16 protein-coding genes are annotated in these 16,447 nt (G+C 67.3%); 12 read left to right on the forward strand and 4 right to left on the reverse strand.

What is annotated here, in order from left to right; genetic code table 11:
• Nucleotide 1: 1 nt before the first annotated feature.
• Complete coding sequence (yidD, locus tag QE395_RS06475) at nt 2-256, reverse strand: membrane protein insertion efficiency factor YidD (protein ID WP_184126588.1); 255 nt, start codon at nt 254-256, stop codon at nt 2-4.
• A 271-nt stretch (nt 257-527) separates the two neighbouring features.
• On the opposite strand from yidD, the gene dksA reads away from it, so the two are divergent.
• Nucleotides 528-1,763, forward strand: a complete 1,236-nt coding sequence (dksA, locus tag QE395_RS06480; RefSeq protein WP_306988075.1) for an RNA polymerase-binding protein DksA — start codon at nt 528-530, stop codon at nt 1,761-1,763.
• 63 nt (nt 1,764-1,826) lie between these two features.
• Here the strand turns inward: dksA and QE395_RS06485 are convergent, their stop codons facing one another.
• From QE395_RS06485 to cysS, 3 genes are all read right to left on the reverse strand, one after another.
• Nucleotides 1,827-3,080, reverse strand: coding sequence for an MFS transporter (locus tag QE395_RS06485; protein ID WP_306988077.1), 1,254 nt, complete (start codon nt 3,078-3,080; stop codon nt 1,827-1,829).
• On the reverse strand, nt 3,077-3,520 hold the full coding sequence (locus QE395_RS06490; protein ID WP_093532579.1) for a SufE family protein: 444 nt from the start codon (nt 3,518-3,520) through the stop codon (nt 3,077-3,079). Before QE395_RS06490 ends, QE395_RS06485 begins: the two co-directional genes overlap by 4 nt.
• 73 nt (nt 3,521-3,593) lie before the next feature.
• Nucleotides 3,594-4,964: a cysteine--tRNA ligase gene (gene cysS / locus QE395_RS06495; RefSeq protein WP_306988079.1), complete on the reverse strand. Its 1,371-nt coding sequence runs from the start codon at nt 4,962-4,964 to the stop codon at nt 3,594-3,596.
• Nucleotides 4,965-5,172: 208 nt separating this feature from the next.
• Between cysS and QE395_RS06500 the strand changes: the two genes are divergently transcribed.
• The 11 genes from QE395_RS06500 (at nt 5,173) to QE395_RS06550 (ending at nt 16,434) form a co-directional block, all read left to right on the forward strand.
• Nucleotides 5,173-5,733 carry a hypothetical protein gene (locus QE395_RS06500; protein ID WP_184126593.1) on the forward strand — a complete coding sequence of 187 codons (561 nt, stop codon included), beginning with the start codon at nt 5,173-5,175 and terminating at the stop codon, nt 5,731-5,733.
• A gap of 278 nt (nt 5,734-6,011) precedes the next feature.
• The gene (locus QE395_RS06505) at nt 6,012-7,022 is read left to right on the forward strand and encodes an N-acetylornithine carbamoyltransferase (protein WP_306988081.1); all 1,011 of its coding nucleotides are present in this window, start codon (nt 6,012-6,014) and stop codon (nt 7,020-7,022) included.
• Between the two features lie 53 nt (nt 7,023-7,075).
• On the forward strand, nt 7,076-8,269 hold the full coding sequence (locus QE395_RS06510) for an argininosuccinate synthase (protein WP_093532460.1): 1,194 nt from the start codon (nt 7,076-7,078) through the stop codon (nt 8,267-8,269).
• A gap of 9 nt (nt 8,270-8,278) precedes the next feature.
• On the forward strand, nt 8,279-9,367 hold the full coding sequence (locus tag QE395_RS06515) for an acetylornithine deacetylase (RefSeq protein ID WP_306988083.1): 1,089 nt from the start codon (nt 8,279-8,281) through the stop codon (nt 9,365-9,367).
• A gap of 73 nt (nt 9,368-9,440) precedes the next feature.
• Nucleotides 9,441-10,769 (forward strand): acetylglutamate kinase, encoded by a 1,329-nt coding sequence (locus tag QE395_RS06520; RefSeq protein ID WP_306988085.1) that lies wholly within the window; start codon nt 9,441-9,443, stop codon nt 10,767-10,769.
• Nucleotides 10,770-10,774: 5 nt separating this feature from the next.
• Entirely contained in the window at nt 10,775-11,374 is a 600-nt protein-coding gene (locus tag QE395_RS06525; protein WP_306988087.1) for a GNAT family protein, read from the forward strand.
• Nucleotides 11,371-12,330, forward strand: a complete 960-nt coding sequence (argC, locus tag QE395_RS06530; RefSeq protein WP_306988090.1) for an N-acetyl-gamma-glutamyl-phosphate reductase — start codon at nt 11,371-11,373, stop codon at nt 12,328-12,330. The genes QE395_RS06525 and argC overlap by 4 nt, the downstream gene beginning before the upstream one ends.
• Nucleotides 12,331-12,342: 12 nt before the next feature.
• Nucleotides 12,343-13,638, forward strand: coding sequence for an argininosuccinate lyase (argH, locus tag QE395_RS06535; protein WP_306988092.1), 1,296 nt, complete (start codon nt 12,343-12,345; stop codon nt 13,636-13,638).
• 59 nt (nt 13,639-13,697) lie between these two features.
• Nucleotides 13,698-13,958 carry a YciI family protein gene (locus QE395_RS06540; RefSeq protein WP_068853199.1) on the forward strand — a complete coding sequence of 87 codons (261 nt, stop codon included), beginning with the start codon at nt 13,698-13,700 and terminating at the stop codon, nt 13,956-13,958.
• A gap of 13 nt (nt 13,959-13,971) precedes the next feature.
• Nucleotides 13,972-15,123 carry a glutamate 5-kinase gene (gene proB, locus QE395_RS06545; RefSeq protein ID WP_306988095.1) on the forward strand — a complete coding sequence of 384 codons (1,152 nt, stop codon included), beginning with the start codon at nt 13,972-13,974 and terminating at the stop codon, nt 15,121-15,123.
• A 63-nt stretch (nt 15,124-15,186) separates the two neighbouring features.
• Nucleotides 15,187-16,434 (forward strand): glutamate-5-semialdehyde dehydrogenase, encoded by a 1,248-nt coding sequence (locus tag QE395_RS06550; protein WP_306988097.1) that lies wholly within the window; start codon nt 15,187-15,189, stop codon nt 16,432-16,434.
• Nucleotides 16,435-16,447 lie beyond the last annotated feature (13 nt).

A 16,447-nucleotide genomic window follows, 5' to 3' on the forward strand; every position in this document is an offset into this window, starting at 1 on the left:
TTCAGTGTTTTCCTGTGCAGCGGCAATCGGCGTGGCCGGTGCGCGGCGGCACCTCGTCCACGCCACCGGGATGGAAGGGGTGGCAGCGCCCCAGCCGGCGCGCGGCCAGCCAGCTGCCACGCGCAGGGCCATGCGTGGCGATGGCTTGCATGGCGTATTCAGAACAGCTCGGCATGAACCGGCAGCGCGGCCCAAGCAGGGGGCTGATGAAGCGCTTGTAGAAGCGCAACAGGGCAATGAGCAGGTGGGAGATCACCCCCCAATCTTAGAGCAGTTGGCATGAAGGCCGCATTTGTCGCAGGATGGGGTGTTGGACCCGTCCGCGCTGGTGCGCGGCGGGGCCGCCCCGGCGCCATCGCCGGGTCAGGTTCCGAACTGCGCAGGTCGTTCCGCCCCGGCGGGGGAACGGCCACACACCGCTGTGTTCTCCAACTGAACGGAGTAGGCGGAGTGGTTGCTGCTGCTGGTCGGGTAGGCTATAAAGGCCCGCTTTCCCGGGCCCCGGGGAAACCAAGGAAGAGCGTTTCGTGGCTGCTAAAAAAACTGCAAAGAAGGCCGTCCAGGCCGCCAAGAAAACCGCCAAGCCTGTTGCTAAGAAGTTGGCGGCCAAGACCGTTGCCAAGAAACCGGCCGCAAAGCCGGCGGGCAAGCCTGCATCCAAACAACCGGCGGCCAGGACGGCACCCGTGAAAAAAGCGGCGGCCAAGAAAGCCCCCGCCAAGAAGGTGGTCGCCAAGGCGCCGGTGAAAGCGCCGGTGAAGAAGGTGGCAACCAAGCCGCTGGCCAAGAAGGCCGTGGCCAAGAAGCCCGTCGCCAAAGCTGCACAGCAGCCGAAGGCTGCCCAGGCACCGGTGAAGAGAGCCGCGCCCGCCAGCAAGCCCGTGGGCAAGAAATCCGTAACGCCGGCGGCCAAGACCGCGCCGGCGAAAAAAGCGGTTGCCAAGCCTGCACCGGCCAAGCCGGCAAAGGCCGCCAAGCCGGCAACCAAGCCGGCAGCAACCAAGCCGGCTGCCAAGCCGGTTGCAGCACCCGTAGTGAAGTCCGCACCGAAGCCGGCACCGCCGGCACCGGCCAAGTCTGTCCCGGCCAAGGCCGCGGCCAAGCCTGCTCCAGCTCCGGCGCCCGCGCCGAAGCCGGTGGCGGCAGCCCCCGCGCCAAAAGCCCCGCAAAACAAGAATCCCGTGCCCGTTTCGAAATCGCCTGCAAAAACTCCCGTGAAATCCGAATCCGCCCCCAAGCCCGTGTCGCGTCCGGTTGGCAAGGTCGCCGTTGCCGTGGCAGCGCGTTCGTCCGCCCCGGCCCCGCGCACCAAGGTCAAGGTGGTCGAGTACAAGACTGACGAAGCCACCGGTCGTCCGATCCTGCCCGACGGCTACAAGCCGAGCGCGGAAGAGGAGTACATGAGCCCGCTGCAGCTGGAGTATTTCCGCCAGCGCCTGCAGCACTGGCGCAATGAACTGGTCGAGGAATCCAAGCAGACCATCGCCAACCTGCAGGAAGAAGTGCGTGACATCGGCGACGAAGCCGAGCGCGCCACCCGCGAGACCGAGAACTCGCTGGAACTGCGTACCCGCGACCGCTACCGCAAGCTGATCGGCAAGATCAACAGCACGCTCAAGCGTCTGGAAGACGGTGACTACGGTTTCTGCGTCGACACCGGCGAAGAAATCGGCCTGGACCGCCTCGAAGCGCGCCTGACCGCCGAACGCACCATCGATGCCCAGGAGCGTTGGGAGCACCTGCAGAAGCAGCAGGGCGACTGATCGCAGGTCGTGGATCCAATCAAAAAATCCGGCCAAGGCCGGGTTTTTTGTTGCCGTTTGCGGTTACTGCAGATCGCGCAGATTCAACCGGCGCAGGGTCGGGTTCTTCCAGGCGGTGATCCCGGCGACGCTCAACACCGCGAACCCGCCCAGCACCACTGCCGGGACCAGGCCCAGCAGCTTGGCCATCGTGCCCGCGTAGAACGCGCCCAGCTCGTTGGACGAGCTGATGAAAATGCCGTTGATCGATGACACCCGCCCGCGCATTTCTTCCGGCGTGGCCAGCTGCAGGATGGTCGAACGGATCACCACCGACACCCCGTCGAACGCCCCGTAGAACAGCAGGATCACCGCCGACAGCCAGAAGCTGTGCGACAGCCCGAAGCCGATCACGCACAACCCGAACCCGGCCACCGCGAACAGCAGCACCCGGCCCGCATGGCGCTGCAGCGGCCGGCGCGCCAGCCACAGGCCCACGCATACCGAGCCCAGTGCCGGTGCCGCGCGCAGGATGCCCAGCCCTTCCGGCCCGTGGTGCAGGATCTCGTGCAGGAACGCCGGCAGCATCGCCACCACCCCGCCCAGCAGCACCGAAAACATGTCCAGCGCCATCGCGCCGACCATGATCCGGTTGCCCAGCACGAAGCGGCCGCCTTCGGCGATGCTCTTGAAGATCGGCGCCGCCGGCCCGGTGTGCACCGGCTCGGATACCCGCAGCATGGCCAGGCAGCCCAGCGCGCCCAGCGCCGCCGCCACCGCCACCCCGTAGGACAGGCTCTTGCCGCCCCAGGCCACCAGTCCGCCGCCCAGCGCCGGGCCCACCACCATGCCCGCCTGGAACACCACCGAACCCAGCCCCGCGCCACGCGCGAACTGGTGGCGTTCCAGCACACGCGCGAACAGCGCGTTGTAGATAGGCGACAGGAACGCCCGCACCATGCCGGTCATCGCCACGGCCGCGTAGATCGGCCACACCCCGTGGAACGGCAGCCAGCCCTCGGCCACTGCCGTCAGCACCACCGCCGTCAGCACCAGCCCGCTGCACGCCACCATGCCCAGCCGGCGGCGCGGCAGGTGGTCCACCAGGTAGCCGGCGAACGGCGCCACGCAGAAGAACGGCAGCACCTCGGCCAGCCCGACCAGTCCCAGCGAGAATGGGTTGCGGGTGACTTCGTAGATATGCCAGCCCACCGTGACCGCCACGATCTGGTAGGACAGCATCGCCAGGATGCGGTACGCCAGCAGCAGCGAAAAACCCGGCCGCGTGAGCAGGCCCAGCGCGCTCTCGGCGGCTTCGGAAGGGGTCGGCGAACTCACGGCGCCGACTGCGCCTGCGCGGTCTCACGGATGAAGGCCAGCATCGCCGCCACCCCGTTGCTGCGGGTCGGCGACAGGTGCCGCGACAGCCCGATGTCCTGGATGTAGGTCGGCTCGGTGGCCAGGATCTCGGCCGCCGAACGCCCCGAATACACCCGCAGCGCCAGGTAGATCAGGCCCGAGACGATCGCCGAATCACTGATCGCATGGAAGCGCAGCGTATCGGCGTTGCCCTCCGGCACGATCCACACCATCGACTGGCAGCCCAGCAGGCGGTGTTCCTCGGTTTTCCATGCGTCCGGGAACACCGGCAGCTTGCGGCCCAGGTCGATCAGGTACTGGTAACGCTCGGACCAGTCGCCGAAGAACGCGAATTCCTCGGCAATGGCGGCCTGCGCGTCGGCAGCGGTGGGTTCAATCGGGAACGGGGAATCGATCACAGCCATCTCTACAGTTGTTACGGAACGTCGGGCCAACCCGACGGTAGCGCCCGACCGTTGGTCGGGCGGCCTTTCAACGCTTGCGTGACCAGCGCACGCCCTGCGCGGTGTCTTCCAGCACGATGCCCGCTGCGGCCAGCTGGTCACGGATCGCATCGGAGCGTGCGAAATCGCGGGCCTGCTTGGCCGCCGCGCGCTCGTCGATCAGTGCCTGGATGCGCGCGTCATCATCGGCGTCGCCGCCGCTGGTGCCGAACCACGCAGCCGGGTCCTGCTGCAGCAGCCCCAGCGCCTGCCCTGCGCCCAGCAGGGCCGATTTCCAGCCCGCCTTGTCGGCCGGTTCGGCGCGGCGCGCTTCCGCGCCCAGCCGGGCCAGCTCGGCCAGCGCCTGCGGAGTGTTCAGGTCATCGTCCAGCGCCGCCTCGATTTCGGCCGGGATGGCCGGGGTCGCGGCCACGTCGGCCAGGTCGCGCAGGGTGCCGTACAGGCGGTCCAGGGTACGCACCGACTGCTCGATCAGCGCATCGGACCAGTCGAGCGGCTGCCGGTAATGGGCCGACAACAGGGCCAGCCGCAGCGCCTCCGGGGCGTGCTGGCGGACCAGGTCGTGGACCCGCTCGATGTTGCCGATCGACTTGCTCATCTTGGCACCGCCGAAATTGAGCATGCCGTTGTGCAGCCAGAACCGGGCGAAGGTCTGCCCGCCGTGGGCGCACTCGCTCTGCGCGATCTCGTTTTCGTGGTGCGGGAACTGCAGGTCCACGCCACCGGCATGGATGTCGATGGTCGGGCCCAGGTGCGCGGCGGCCATCGCCGAGCACTCGATGTGCCAGCCCGGGCGGCCCCGGCCCCAGGGTGATTCCCAGCCCGGCAGGTCGTCGCTGGAGGGCTTCCACAGCACGAAGTCGCCCGGGTCGCGCTTGTACGGGGCCACGTCCACCCGGGCGCCGGCCAGCATCTCGTCCGGGTCGCGGCGCGAGAGCTTGCCGTAGTCGGCGTAGGAGGGCACCGAGAACAGCACGTGGCCGTCGGCCGCGTAGGCGTGGCCGGCCGCGATCAGCTGCTCGATCATGGTGATGATGTGCGGGATGTGCGCGGTGGCTTCCGGCTCGATGTCCGGCGGCACCACGCCCAGCGCGGCCATGTCTTCACGGTAGGCAGCGGCGAAGCGGTCGGTGATGGCCGAAATCGGCACCCCCTGCTCGCGCGCGGCCGTGTTGATCTTGTCGTCCACGTCGGTGATGTTGCGGGCGTAGCGCAGCCCGCCGAAGCGGCGCCGCAGCAGGTCGGCCAGCACCCCGAACACCACCGGGCCCCGGGCGTTGCCGATATGGACGTAGTTGTAGACCGTGGGGCCGCACACATACAGGGTCGGACAGGTCGGATCGAGCGGGGTGAACGGTTCGAGCTGGCGTGTCAGGTTGTTGTGCAGGCGCAGGGTCATGGGGGCGTAGGGCCGGGCGGAGTAGGGGCAAGCCCTCGATTTTAGATCACAACGGCCCCCAGCGCCGGCCCCGGGGCGCCGCCCGTTGCCCCCTGATTTCGCAAACGACACGGTTCGGTATGGGCAGAAGCGTCGCGGAAGGGTAATGTTCAGCCCCTTGTGCCACGCACTGCCTACACTATCCGCCTTGTCCTCTTTCCTGTTGCCAATGAAATCCGCTTCGTTGCTGACGCTGACCTGCCTGCTGGGGAGCGCCGCTTTCATGGCGTGCGCCCAGGACGCCGAAGTCCGTAACCGGGTGGTGATCGTGGAGAACGTGAAGTTCGACTACGCGCAGGTGCTCAACGTGGAGCCGGTGTTCCAGACCCTGCGGGCCACCCGCACCGAGGAACATTGCGAACCGGTATCCACCCGGACCCTGGCCCCGGTGAACGTCACCGGCGAAGAGCCGCAGGAAGAGAAGGGCCGGTTCGGCCGTTTCATGGATTCGGTCCGCTCCATCTTCAAGCGTGAAGACGGCAGCACCGAAGACATGGCCCCCGTCGTGGAAGCCCCGGCCGCCAACAACGGCCCGCTGCTGACCCGCGATTGCCGCATCATCCCGGTCGGCCGCGAGTTCCGCCGGCCCATCGCCTATGACGTGGATTACGTCTACAAGGGCACCAAGTACCGCTCGCGCCTGCCCGAAGACCCGGGCAACCGGCTCAAGATCCGCGTCTCCATCACCCCGTGGGTGGGAGCGGAGCAGGGCAGCGCGGCAAATCCCTGAACCGTCGGTTCAGGCCTTGCGCCGTGCCCGATCACATGCAAAGATGGGCGGCCATGAAACTCACCGACTTCCAGCACGACACCAGCGCCGCCCGTATGGCTACGGGCATGACGTCGCGTGCCCGCCGACCGGAACCCCACATTTTCGCTGGGTAACCGGAGCTTCGTGCTGTCTGTTCGGAAAACCCAGCCCCCGCGCTGGGTTTTTTCGTTTCTACGATCTGAAAAGTTGCATTTGTACCCTTTCTTCCATTGAAACCCGCCTCAAAGGATCGATCGATGTCCCTGAAGCACTTCCTGAACACCCAGGATTGGAGCCGTACCGAGCTGGATGCCCTGCTGACCCAAGCCGCGTTGTTCAAGCGCAACAAGCTGGGCGACGAGCTCAAGGGCAAATCGATTGCCCTGGTGTTCTTCAACCCGTCCATGCGCACCCGCACCAGCTTCGAACTGGGCGCCTTCCAGCTGGGTGGGCACGCGATCGTGCTGCAGCCGGGCAAGGATGCATGGCCGATCGAGTTCAACCTCGGCACGGTGATGGACGGCGACACCGAAGAGCACATCGCCGAAGTGGCCAAGGTGCTGGGCCGCTACGTCGACCTGATCGGCGTGCGCGCGTTCCCGAAGTTCATCGACTGGGCGCAGGACCGTGAGGACATCGTGCTCAAGGCGTTCGCAAAGTACTCGCCGGTGCCGGTGATCAACATGGAAACCATCACCCACCCGTGCCAGGAACTGGCCCACGTGATGGCGCTGCAGGAACACTTCGGCACCCAGGACCTGCGCGGCAAGAAGTACGTGCTGACCTGGACCTACCACCCCAAGCCGCTCAACACCGCCGTGGCCAACTCGGCATTGACCATCGCCACCCGCATGGGCATGGACGTGACCCTGCTGTGCCCGACCGCCGATTACATCCTCGATGACCGCTACATGGGCTGGGCCGAGCAGAACGTGGCCGAGAACGGCGGTTCGCTGAAGATCAGCCACGACATCGCCAGCGCCTACAGTGGCGCCGACGTGGTGTACGCCAAGAGCTGGGGCGCGCTGCCGTTCTTCGGCAACTGGGAACCGGAAAAGCCCATCCGCGACCAGTACAAGCACTTCATCGTCGACGAAGCCAAGATGGCCATGACCAACAAGGGCGTGTTCAGCCATTGCCTGCCGCTGCGCCGCAACGTCAAGGCCACCGACGGCGTGATGGATTCGGCGCAGTGCATCGCCATCAACGAAGCGGAAAACCGCCTGCACGTGCAGAAGGCCATCATGTCGGCGCTGGCCGGCCGGTAATCGCGCGTTTCACCCAATTTTTCCTATAAACCCCCACTTCGGACCCGACCCCCATGAGCAAGAAAGACATCGTCCTGGCCTTCTCCGGCGGACTCGACACCAGCTTCTGCGTGCCCTACCTGCAGGAGCGCGGCTACAACGTGCACACCGTGTTCGCCGACACCGGCGGCGTGGATGACGAAGAGCGTGATTTCATCGAAAAGCGTGCCGCCGAACTGGGCGTGACCAGCCACGTCACCGTCGACGGTGGCCCGGCCATCTGGAAGGGGTTCGTCAAGCCGTTCGTGTGGGCCGGCGAAGGCTACCAGGGCCAGTACCCGCTGCTGGTGTCGGACCGCTACCTGATCGTCGATGCCGCGCTCAAGCGCGCCGCCGAACTGGGCACCAACATCATCGCCCACGGCTGCACCGGCATGGGCAACGACCAGGTCCGCTTCGACCTGGCCGTGAAGGCACTGGGCGATTACCAGATCGTCGCGCCGATCCGTGAAATCCAGAAGGAACACACCCAGACCCGCGCCTACGAGCAGAAGTACCTGGAAGAACGCGGCTTCGGCGTGCGCGCCAAGCAGCAGGCCTACACCATCAACGAAAACCTGCTCGGCCTGACCATGTCCGGCGGCGAGATCGACCGTTGGGAAGCCCCGGGCGAAGGTGCCCGCGGCTGGTGCGCACCGCGCAGCGAATGGCCGGCAGAAGCGCTGACCGTGACCCTGAAGTTCGTCGAAGGCGAAGCCGTTGAACTCAACGGCAAGGCGCTGCCGGGCGAGCAGATCCTGGCCCAGCTCAACAAGCTGTTCGCGCCGTACGGCGTGGGCCGTGGCGTGTACACCGGCGACACCGTGATCGGCCTGAAGGGCCGCATCGTGTTCGAAGCCCCGGGCCTGGTCTCGCTGCTGGCCGCGCACCGCGCGCTGGAAGATGCCGTGCTGACCAAGCAGCAGAACCGCTTCAAGCCGGACGTGGCGCGCAAGTGGGTGGAGCTGGTGTACGAAGGCTTCTACCACGACCCGCTCAAGACCGACATCGAAGCGTTCCTGAAGTCCTCGCAGGCCAAGGTCAACGGCGAAGTGGTGCTGGAAACCCGTGGCGGCCGCGTCGATGCGGTAGCGGTGAAGTCGCCGCACCTGCTCAACACCAAGGGCGCCACCTACGCGCAGTCGGCTGATTGGGGCGTGGAGGAAGCCGAAGGCTTCATCAAGCTGTTCGGCATGAGCAGCACCCTGTACGCGCAAGTCAACCGCTGAGGCCCGGGCATGTTGGAACAGACGCTCCATCACCTGCAGGCGCTGGTGTCTTTTGACACCCGCAACCCGCCGCGTGCGATCACCACCGGTGGCATCTTCGATTACCTGCGCGCGAACCTGCCCGGGTTCAACGTGGAGGTGATCGACCATGGCGACGGCGCGGTCAGCCTGTATGCGGTGCGCGGTACGCCGCGCTATCTGTTCAACGTGCACCTGGACACCGTGCCCGATTCCCCGCATTGGAGCGCCGACCCGCACGTGATGCGGCGCGCCGATGACCGGGTGATCGGGCTCGGCGTGTGCGACATCAAGGGCGCGGCTGCCGCACTGGTGGCCGCGGCCAATGCCAGCGATGGCGATGCCGCGTTCCTGTTCTCCAGCGATGAAGAAGCCAACGATCCGCGCTGCATCGCCGCGTTCCTGGCCCGTGGCATTCCGTATAAAGCGGTGCTGGTGGCCGAACCGACCATGAGCGAAGCGGTGCTGGCGCACCGGGGCATCAGCTCGGTGCTGATGCAGTTCGCCGGCCGCGCCGGGCATGCCTCGGGCAAGCAGGATGCAGCCGCCAGCGCGTTGCACCAGGCCATGCGCTGGGGAAACCGCGCGCTGGACCATGTGGACTCGCTGGCGCATGCCCGTTTCGGCGGGCTGACCGGGTTGCGCTTCAACATCGGGCGCGTGGAAGGCGGCATCAAGGCCAACATGATCGCCCCGGCCGCCGAACTGCGCTTCGGCTTCCGCCCGCTGCCGTCGATGGACATCGACGCGCTGCTGGCCACCTTCGCCGGTTTTGCCGAACCGGAAGCGGCGCTGTTCACCGAAACCTTCCGCGGTCCCAGCCTGCCGGCCGGCGACATCGCCGAAGCGGAGAACCGCCGCCTGGCCGCGCGTGACGTGGCCGATGCGCTGGACCTGCCGATCGGCAACGCCGTGGACTTCTGGACCGAAGCCTCGCTGTTCTCGGCCGGTGGCTACACCACTCTGGTGTACGGCCCGGGCGACATCGCCCAGGCCCACACCGCCGACGAGTTCGTGACGCTGGAGCAGCTGCAGCGTTACACCGACGCCGTGCACCGCATCATCAGCGCCGGCGCCTGACCGAATGACGCCGTCGTGGCCCCCCACTGACGGATCTCCCACCGCGGCCACGGCCGCCCGTGACGATACTGAAATGCCTTCTTCCCTCCAGCCCCACCGCCAGACCCGCCAGACCATCGTGCGCCTGCTTTCCAGCATGGCCAGCGCGAAGGAGATCAGCCAGTACCTCAAGCGCTTTTCGCAGGTGGATGCCAAGCGCTTCGCCGTGGTCAAGGTCGGCGGCGCCGTGCTGCGCGATGACCTCGACGCGCTGACCTCTTCGCTGTCGTTCCTGCAGGAAGTCGGGCTCACCCCGATCGTGCTGCACGGTGCCGGCCCGCAGCTGGACGCGGAACTGTCGGCGGCCGGCATCGTCAAGCAGACCGTCAACGGCCTGCGCGTGACCTCGCCCGAAGGCCTGGCCATCGTGCGCCGCGTGTTCCAGGCGTCGAACCTGCAGCTGGTGGAAGCACTGCAGCAGAACGGTGCACGTGCCACCTCGATCACCGGTGGCGTGTTCGAAGCCGAATACCTGGACCAGGACACCTACGGCCTGGTCGGTGAAGTGAAGAAGGTCAACCTGGCCCCGATCGAAGCCAGCCTGCGCGCCGGTTCCATTCCGGTGATCACCAGCCTGGGCGAAACCCGCTGCGGCCAGATCCTCAACGTCAACGCCGATTTCGCCGCCAACGAACTGGTGCAGGAACTGCAGCCGTACAAGATCATCTTCCTCACCGGCACCGGCGGCCTGCTCGATGAAGAGGGCAGGGTGATCGACTCGATCAACCTGTCCACCGAGTACGACCAGCTGATGCAGCAGCCGTGGATCCACGGCGGCATGCGGGTCAAGATCGAACAGATCAAGGACCTGCTGGACCGGCTGCCGCTGGAGTCGTCGGTGTCGATCACCCGGCCGGCCGACCTGGCCAAGGAACTGTTCACCCACAAGGGCTCGGGCACGCTGGTGCGCAAGGGCGAGAAGGTGCTGCGCGCCACCGCCTGGAGCGAACTGGACCTGCCGCGCCTGAAGGGCCTGATCGAATCCAGCTTCGGCCGCACCCTGGTGCCCGATTATTTCTACAAGACCCGCCTGCTGCGCGCCTATGTCAGCGAGAACTACCGCGCTGCGGTGATCCTCACCGACGAAGCCGAAGGCGTGTACCTGGACAAGTTCGCCGTGCTCGATGACGCGCAGGGCGAAGGCCTGGGCCGTGCGGTATGGAACGTGATGCTGGAGGAAACCCCGCAGCTGTTCTGGCGCTCGCGCCACGGCAACCCGATCAATCATTTCTACTACGCCGAATCCGATGGCTGCTACAAGCAGGACCACTGGAAGGTGTTCTGGTTCGGTGCCGACGGCTTCGACCGCATCCGCACCTACGTGGACCATTGCGCCAAGCGCACCCCGAGCCTGGAGGGCTGACCCCGATGAATCATGCCGACTGGACCAAGGTCCCCACGCTGGACGGCCGGCATGCACGGCTGGAACCGCTGCAGATGGCGCATATCGACGGCCTGCGCGGTGCGCTGGGCGACGGTTCGCTTTCCGCGCTGTGGTACGCGCACGTGCCCAGCGCCAAGACCATGACCGCCTACGTGCAGGCCGCCCTGCAGGAGCAGGCCGCCGGCAAGGTGCTGCCGTTCGCCGTGCTCGACGCCGACGGCAACGTAGTGGGCAGCACCCGCTACTACGCGCTGGAAGAAGAGGTGCCGCGCCTGAGCATCGGCTACACCTGGTACGGCCCGCATGCGCAGCGCACCGGGGTGAACACCGAAGCCAAGCTGATGCTGCTCACCCATGCCTTCGAGCGGTTGAAGTGCATCAGCGTGGCCTTTGAAACCAGCTCGCGCAACGCCGCCTCGCGCGCGGCCATCGCCCGCCTGGGGGCCACCCAGGAAGGCGTGCTGCGCAACCACAAGCGCCACCCCGATGGCAGCCCGCGCGACACGGTTGTCTTCTCCATCATCGATTCGGAATGGCAGGACGTGAAGCGCACCCTGCAGGACCGCCTGGACGCACACGCATGAGTACTTCCAACAGAACGTTCACCATCGGCATCGTCGGTGCCCGCGGCCATACCGGCGCCGAGCTGGTCAAGCTGATCGCCGCGCACCCGCAGCTGGCGCTTGGCTTCGTGTCCTCGCGCGAGCTGGCCGGGCAGCGCGTGGCCGATACCTATCCCGAAGTTGCCGGCGAGCTGGCGTTCGAAAATCTCGATGCCGACGCCGTGGCCGCCAAAGGCGTGGACGCGGTGATCCTGGCGCTGCCCAACAACCTGTCGGCCCCGTTCGTGGCCGCGCTGGATGCCGCGCGCCCGGAGACGGTGATCGTGGATCTGTCTGCCGACCACCGTTTCGAAGGCAGCTGGTACTACGGCCTGCCCGAACTGACCCGGGGCGATTACACCGGCCAGAAGCACATCAGCAACCCGGGCTGCTACGCCACCGCCATGCAGCTGGCGATCAGCCCGCTGCTGGACCAGCTGGCCGGGCCGCCGCAGTGCTTCGGCGTGTCTGGTTACTCCGGCGCCGGCACCAGCCCGTCGGACAAGAACAACCCCGAACTGCTGCGCGACAACCTGATGCCGTACGCGCTCACCAACCACGTGCACGAGCGCGAAGTCACCGCGCACCTGCGCGTGCCGGTGGAGTTCATGCCGCACGTGGCCACGCATTTCCGTGGCATCACCATGACCGTGAACCTGTGGCTGCAGCAGCCGGTGACCCGCGATCAGGTCGTGGAGACCTACCGCCGCTTCTACGCCGATGAGCCGCTGATCGAGATCCTCGACGAAGCACCGTGGGTGAGCCGCATCGCCGGCCGCCATGGCGTGCAGATCGGCGGCTTCGACGTGGCCCCGGGCGGCAAGCGCGTGGTGGTCGTAGCGACCCTGGACAACCTGCTCAAGGGCGCGGCCACCCAGGCCATGCAGAACCTCAACCTGGCCCTGGGCCTGGATGAACTGACCTCGATTCCGCATTGATTGGAGCAAGACATGGCAGACCTTCTCTGGCAGAAGCCCGGCGTAGCGGTGGATGCGAAAATCCAGACCTTCCTCGCCGGCGATGACGTCATCCTCGACCGCGAGTTCTTCCTGTACGACGTGCAGGCCAGCAAGGCGCACGCGCAGGGCCTGGAGAACATCGGCATCCTCACCGCCACCGAGCGCAGCGATCTGCAGCGCGAGCTGGACGTGCTGGCCGACGATTTCCGCAGCGGCGCGTTCGTGCTCGATGAGCGCTTCGAGGATTGCCACTCGGCGATCGAAGCGCGCCTGACCGAACGCCTGGGCGATGCCGGCCGCAAGATCCACACCGGCCGCAGCCGCAACGACCAGATCCTGGTCGCCACCCGGCTGTGGCTGAAGGACAAGCTGCTGCAGGTGTCCGCGCTGAGCCGCGAAGTGGCCAAGGTCGCGCTGGACCGCGCCGAAGCCGAGAAATACCTGCCGGTGCCGGGCTACACCCACATCCAGCGCGCCGTGGTGTCCTCGGCAGGCATGTGGTGGGCCGGCTGGGCCGAAGCCTTCATCGACAACGCGGTGCGCGCGCACGACACCTTCGCGCTGGTCGATGCCAATCCGCTGGGCACGGCGGCCGGTTACGGCGTGAACCTGCCGCTGGACCGCGCCCACACCACCCAGGCACTGGGCTTTGCGCGCATGCAGATCTCGCCGATCTACGCGCAGCTGTCGCGCGGCAAGTTCGAGCTGGCCGCACTGGAAGCGCTCGGCGGTGCCACCCTGGACCTGCGTCGCCTGGCGTGGGACCTGTCGCTGTTCACCAGCGGTGAGTACGGCTTCGTCGCGCTGCCGGCGCAGTACACCACCGGCAGCTCGATCATGCCCAACAAGCGCAACCCGGACGTGATCGAACTGATGCGCGCCACCCACGCCAGCGTGGCTGCGGCGCGTACCGAGATCGAGCAGCTGCTGTCGCTGCCGTCCGGCTACCACCGCGACCTGCAGGGCAGCAAGGGCGCCATCTTCCACGGCTTCGGTCGTGGCCTGGCCGCGCTGGAACTGCTGCCGGCGCTGCTGGCCAACCTGGAATGGCGCGAAGACAAGCTGCGCGTTGCCATCGATTCGGGCATGTACGCCACCGACGTGGCCGTGGAAGCGGCCGTGGCCGGCGTCCCGTTCCGCGAGGCCTACAAGGCAGCAGCGGCGGCATCCGACACTGCCGGGCAGGGGCGTACCCCCGAAGGCAGCTTGGCCGCGCGCGTCTCGCCCGGCGCGGCTGCGGACCTGCGGCTCGACGAACTGCGCGCCCGCTGGGCGGCACTGGCGTAACGCAGAACGGCGGCCACTGGCCGCCGTTCCTGTATTGGCATGAATCCACGGAGTTCCGCATGAAGATCTGCTACCTCGTACTCGTTACCCGCACGCCTGAGTTCCGTGATGAAGCGGGTGCCGAACACGCACGTTTTCTCGATGAGGTGCGTGCCCGCGACCAGCTGCTCATCACCGGCGGCTTCACCGACAAGACCGGCGGCGCCTACGTGCTGCACAACGTGGCCGACCGCGCCGCCGCGCAGGCCATCGTCGATGCCGATCCCCTGATGACGCTCGGCAGCGCCACCGCCACCGTCCACGAATGGTCCACCCGCTGAGGCAGCCCCCGCGATGACCCCCACGCCCGTGCAGTCCCCGTTCCCCGAACAGCTGCTTCCCGGCTGGAAGCGCGCCGTGCTCAAGGTCGGCAGCAGCCTGTTGGCTGCCGATGGGGGTGGCCTGTCGCCCCGGCATGCACTGGGCCTGGCGCAGTTCGTCTCGGCGCACGTGCTGGCAGGGCGCGAAGTAGTGATCGTGTCCTCCGGCGCGGTGGCTGCGGGCCGGGCGATCGTGCCGCGCGCAATCGAGGCCGGCGCAGCGATGGCCGCGCGCCAGGCACTGGCCGCGCTCGGCCAGGCGCAGCTGATCGGGCTGTGGCAGCGCTTCTTCGAGCGCCCGGTGGCGCAGGTGCTGCTCACCCACGACGACCTGCGCAACCGCCGCCGCTACCTCAATGCCCGCGCCACGCTCAACGAGCTGCTGCGGCTGGGTGCGCTGCCGGTAGTGAACGAGAACGACACCGTGTCGGTGGACGAGCTCAAGCTGGGCGACAACGACAACCTGGCCGCCACCGTGGCCGCGTTGATCGACGCCGACATCCTGTTCATCGCCACCGACATCGACGGCCTGTACAGCGCCGACCCGCGCCGCGATCCGCAGGCGCGGCCGATCCACGACGTGCCGGAGCTGAGCCTGGAGGTGCTGGCCATGGCCGGCGGCGCCGGCAGCGGCGCGGGTACCGGCGGCATGCACACCAAGCTGGAAGCGGCGGCCAAGGCCGGCCGCGTCGGCATCGATACCTGCCTGTTCAACGGCCGCGATGGCGATGTGGTGCGCGCGCTGGCGCAGGGCCGGTTGTTCGGCACCCGCATCCATGCCGGGCAGACCCGTGAAGCCGCGCGCAAGTATTGGCTGCGGCATGCGCCGCTGGAGGCCGGTGCAATCATCGTGGATCAAGGTGCCGCTGCAGCATTGCGCGACAAGGGCGCCTCGCTGCTGCCGGGCGGGGTGACTGCTGCCGAAGGCGATTTCCGCCGCGGCGACATGGTGCAGGTGCGGCTGCGTACCGACAGCGGTGAAATGACGTTGGCGCGTGGGGTCAGCCAGTATTCGGCCAGCGACATCCGCCGCGTGGCCGGGCGGCATTCGCGCGACATTGAAAGCGTGTTGGGCTACAACTACGGTGGCAATGTGATCCACCGGGATGATCTGGTGCTGGTCTAAGCGAGCGTCGGCCCCGAAGCATTCTTGAAACGCGCCAAAACACCCTTCGTGATGAGAGATCCCATGGACATCCGTGATCAAGCCCTCCAATGCCGCGACGCCGCCCAGGTACTGGCGCAGCTTTCGTCCGAGGCCAAGGCGGCGCTGCTGGATGCCATGGCAGACGCGCTGGACAGCGACGCGGCCACCATCCTGGCCGCCAACGCGCTGGACCTCGCCGCCGCCGAAGCCAAAGGCACCGGCAGCGCGATGCTCGACCGCCTCGCCCTCAATCCGGCGCGCCTGTCCGGCATCAGCGCTGCCCTCCGCGAAGTGGCCGCGCTACCCGACCCGGTCGGCAGCATCACCCGCGACGATGTTCGCCCCAACGGCATCCGCGTGCAGAAGGTGCGCGTGCCGCTCGGCGTGATCGCGATGATCTACGAAGCGCGCCCGAACGTCACCGCCGACGCCGCAGCGCTGTGCATCAAGGCCGGCAACGGCGTGATCCTGCGCGGCGGCTCCGAAGCCATCCATTCCAACACCGCCATCGCCGCCTCGCTCAAGCGCGCCCTGCGCGCGGCCGGCGTGCCCGATGCGGCGCTGACCCTGGTCGAAGACCTGCGTCGCGAGACCATGCTCACCCTGCTGCAGCTCAACGACCTGATCGACCTGGCCATACCGCGCGGCGGGGAAGGGCTCATCCGCTTCGTTGCCGAACATGCGCGCGTGCCGGTGATCAAGCACTACAAGGGCGTGTGCCACCTGTACGTGGACCGTGCCGCCGACCCGGCCAAGGCGCTGGCGCTGCTGGTGGATGGTAAATGCAGCCGCCCTTCGGCCTGCAATTCCCTCGAAACCCTGCTCGTCCACGCCGAGGTCGCCGCGACGTTCCTGCCGCAGGCTGAAGCCGCCTTGCGCGAACGCGGGGTGGAGGTGCGCGCGGACGCGCGTGCCCGGCAGTGGCTGCCGCAGGCCACGCCGGCCACCGAGGACGATTTCGCGGCCGAATACCTCGACCTGATCATCGCGGTGCGCGTCGTTGATGACCTCGAACAGGCGTTGTCCCACATCCAGCAGTACAGCTCCGACCACACCGAAGTCATCGTCACCGAAGACGCGGCCGCCGCCCAGCGTTTCATCAGCGCACTGCGCGCCGCCGTGGTGATGGTCAACGCCTCGTCCCGCTTCTCCGATGGCGGCGAACTCGGCCTGGGCGCGGAAATCGGCATCTCCACCACGCGCCTGCACGCCTACGGCCCGATGGGCTTGGAAGCGCTCACCGTGGAACGCTTCGTGGTCCAGGGCAACGGCCAGACCCGCGCGCCATGACCGGCGCGCGGGT

Origin of the sequence: Stenotrophomonas sp. SORGH_AS_0282 (assembly GCF_030818125.1) — a bacterium.
GTDB classification, from domain to species: domain Bacteria; phylum Pseudomonadota; class Gammaproteobacteria; order Xanthomonadales; family Xanthomonadaceae; genus Stenotrophomonas; species Stenotrophomonas rhizophila_A.

What these genes read in the sequence shown, in the direction of transcription:
- QE395_RS06510 (WP_093532460.1), top strand. Translation starts at nt 7,076, where the DNA reads ATGAGCAAGAAAGACATCGTCCTGGCCTTCTCCGGCGGACTCGACACC.
- QE395_RS06505 (WP_306988081.1), top strand. Translation starts at nt 6,012, where the DNA reads ATGTCCCTGAAGCACTTCCTGAACACCCAGGATTGGAGCCGTACCGAG.
- proB (WP_306988095.1), top strand. Translation starts at nt 13,972, where the DNA reads ATGACCCCCACGCCCGTGCAGTCCCCGTTCCCCGAACAGCTGCTTCCC.
- QE395_RS06540 (WP_068853199.1), top strand. Translation starts at nt 13,698, where the DNA reads ATGAAGATCTGCTACCTCGTACTCGTTACCCGCACGCCTGAGTTCCGT.
- QE395_RS06500 (WP_184126593.1), top strand. Translation starts at nt 5,173, where the DNA reads ATGAAATCCGCTTCGTTGCTGACGCTGACCTGCCTGCTGGGGAGCGCC.
- QE395_RS06515 (WP_306988083.1), top strand. Translation starts at nt 8,279, where the DNA reads ATGTTGGAACAGACGCTCCATCACCTGCAGGCGCTGGTGTCTTTTGAC.
- QE395_RS06525 (WP_306988087.1), top strand. Translation starts at nt 10,775, where the DNA reads ATGAATCATGCCGACTGGACCAAGGTCCCCACGCTGGACGGCCGGCAT.
- QE395_RS06520 (WP_306988085.1), top strand. Translation starts at nt 9,441, where the DNA reads ATGCCTTCTTCCCTCCAGCCCCACCGCCAGACCCGCCAGACCATCGTG.
- argC (WP_306988090.1), top strand. Translation starts at nt 11,371, where the DNA reads ATGAGTACTTCCAACAGAACGTTCACCATCGGCATCGTCGGTGCCCGC.
- argH (WP_306988092.1), top strand. Translation starts at nt 12,343, where the DNA reads ATGGCAGACCTTCTCTGGCAGAAGCCCGGCGTAGCGGTGGATGCGAAA.
- QE395_RS06550 (WP_306988097.1), top strand. Translation starts at nt 15,187, where the DNA reads ATGGACATCCGTGATCAAGCCCTCCAATGCCGCGACGCCGCCCAGGTA.
- cysS (WP_306988079.1), bottom strand. Translation starts at nt 4,964, where the DNA reads ATGACCCTGCGCCTGCACAACAACCTGACACGCCAGCTCGAACCGTTC.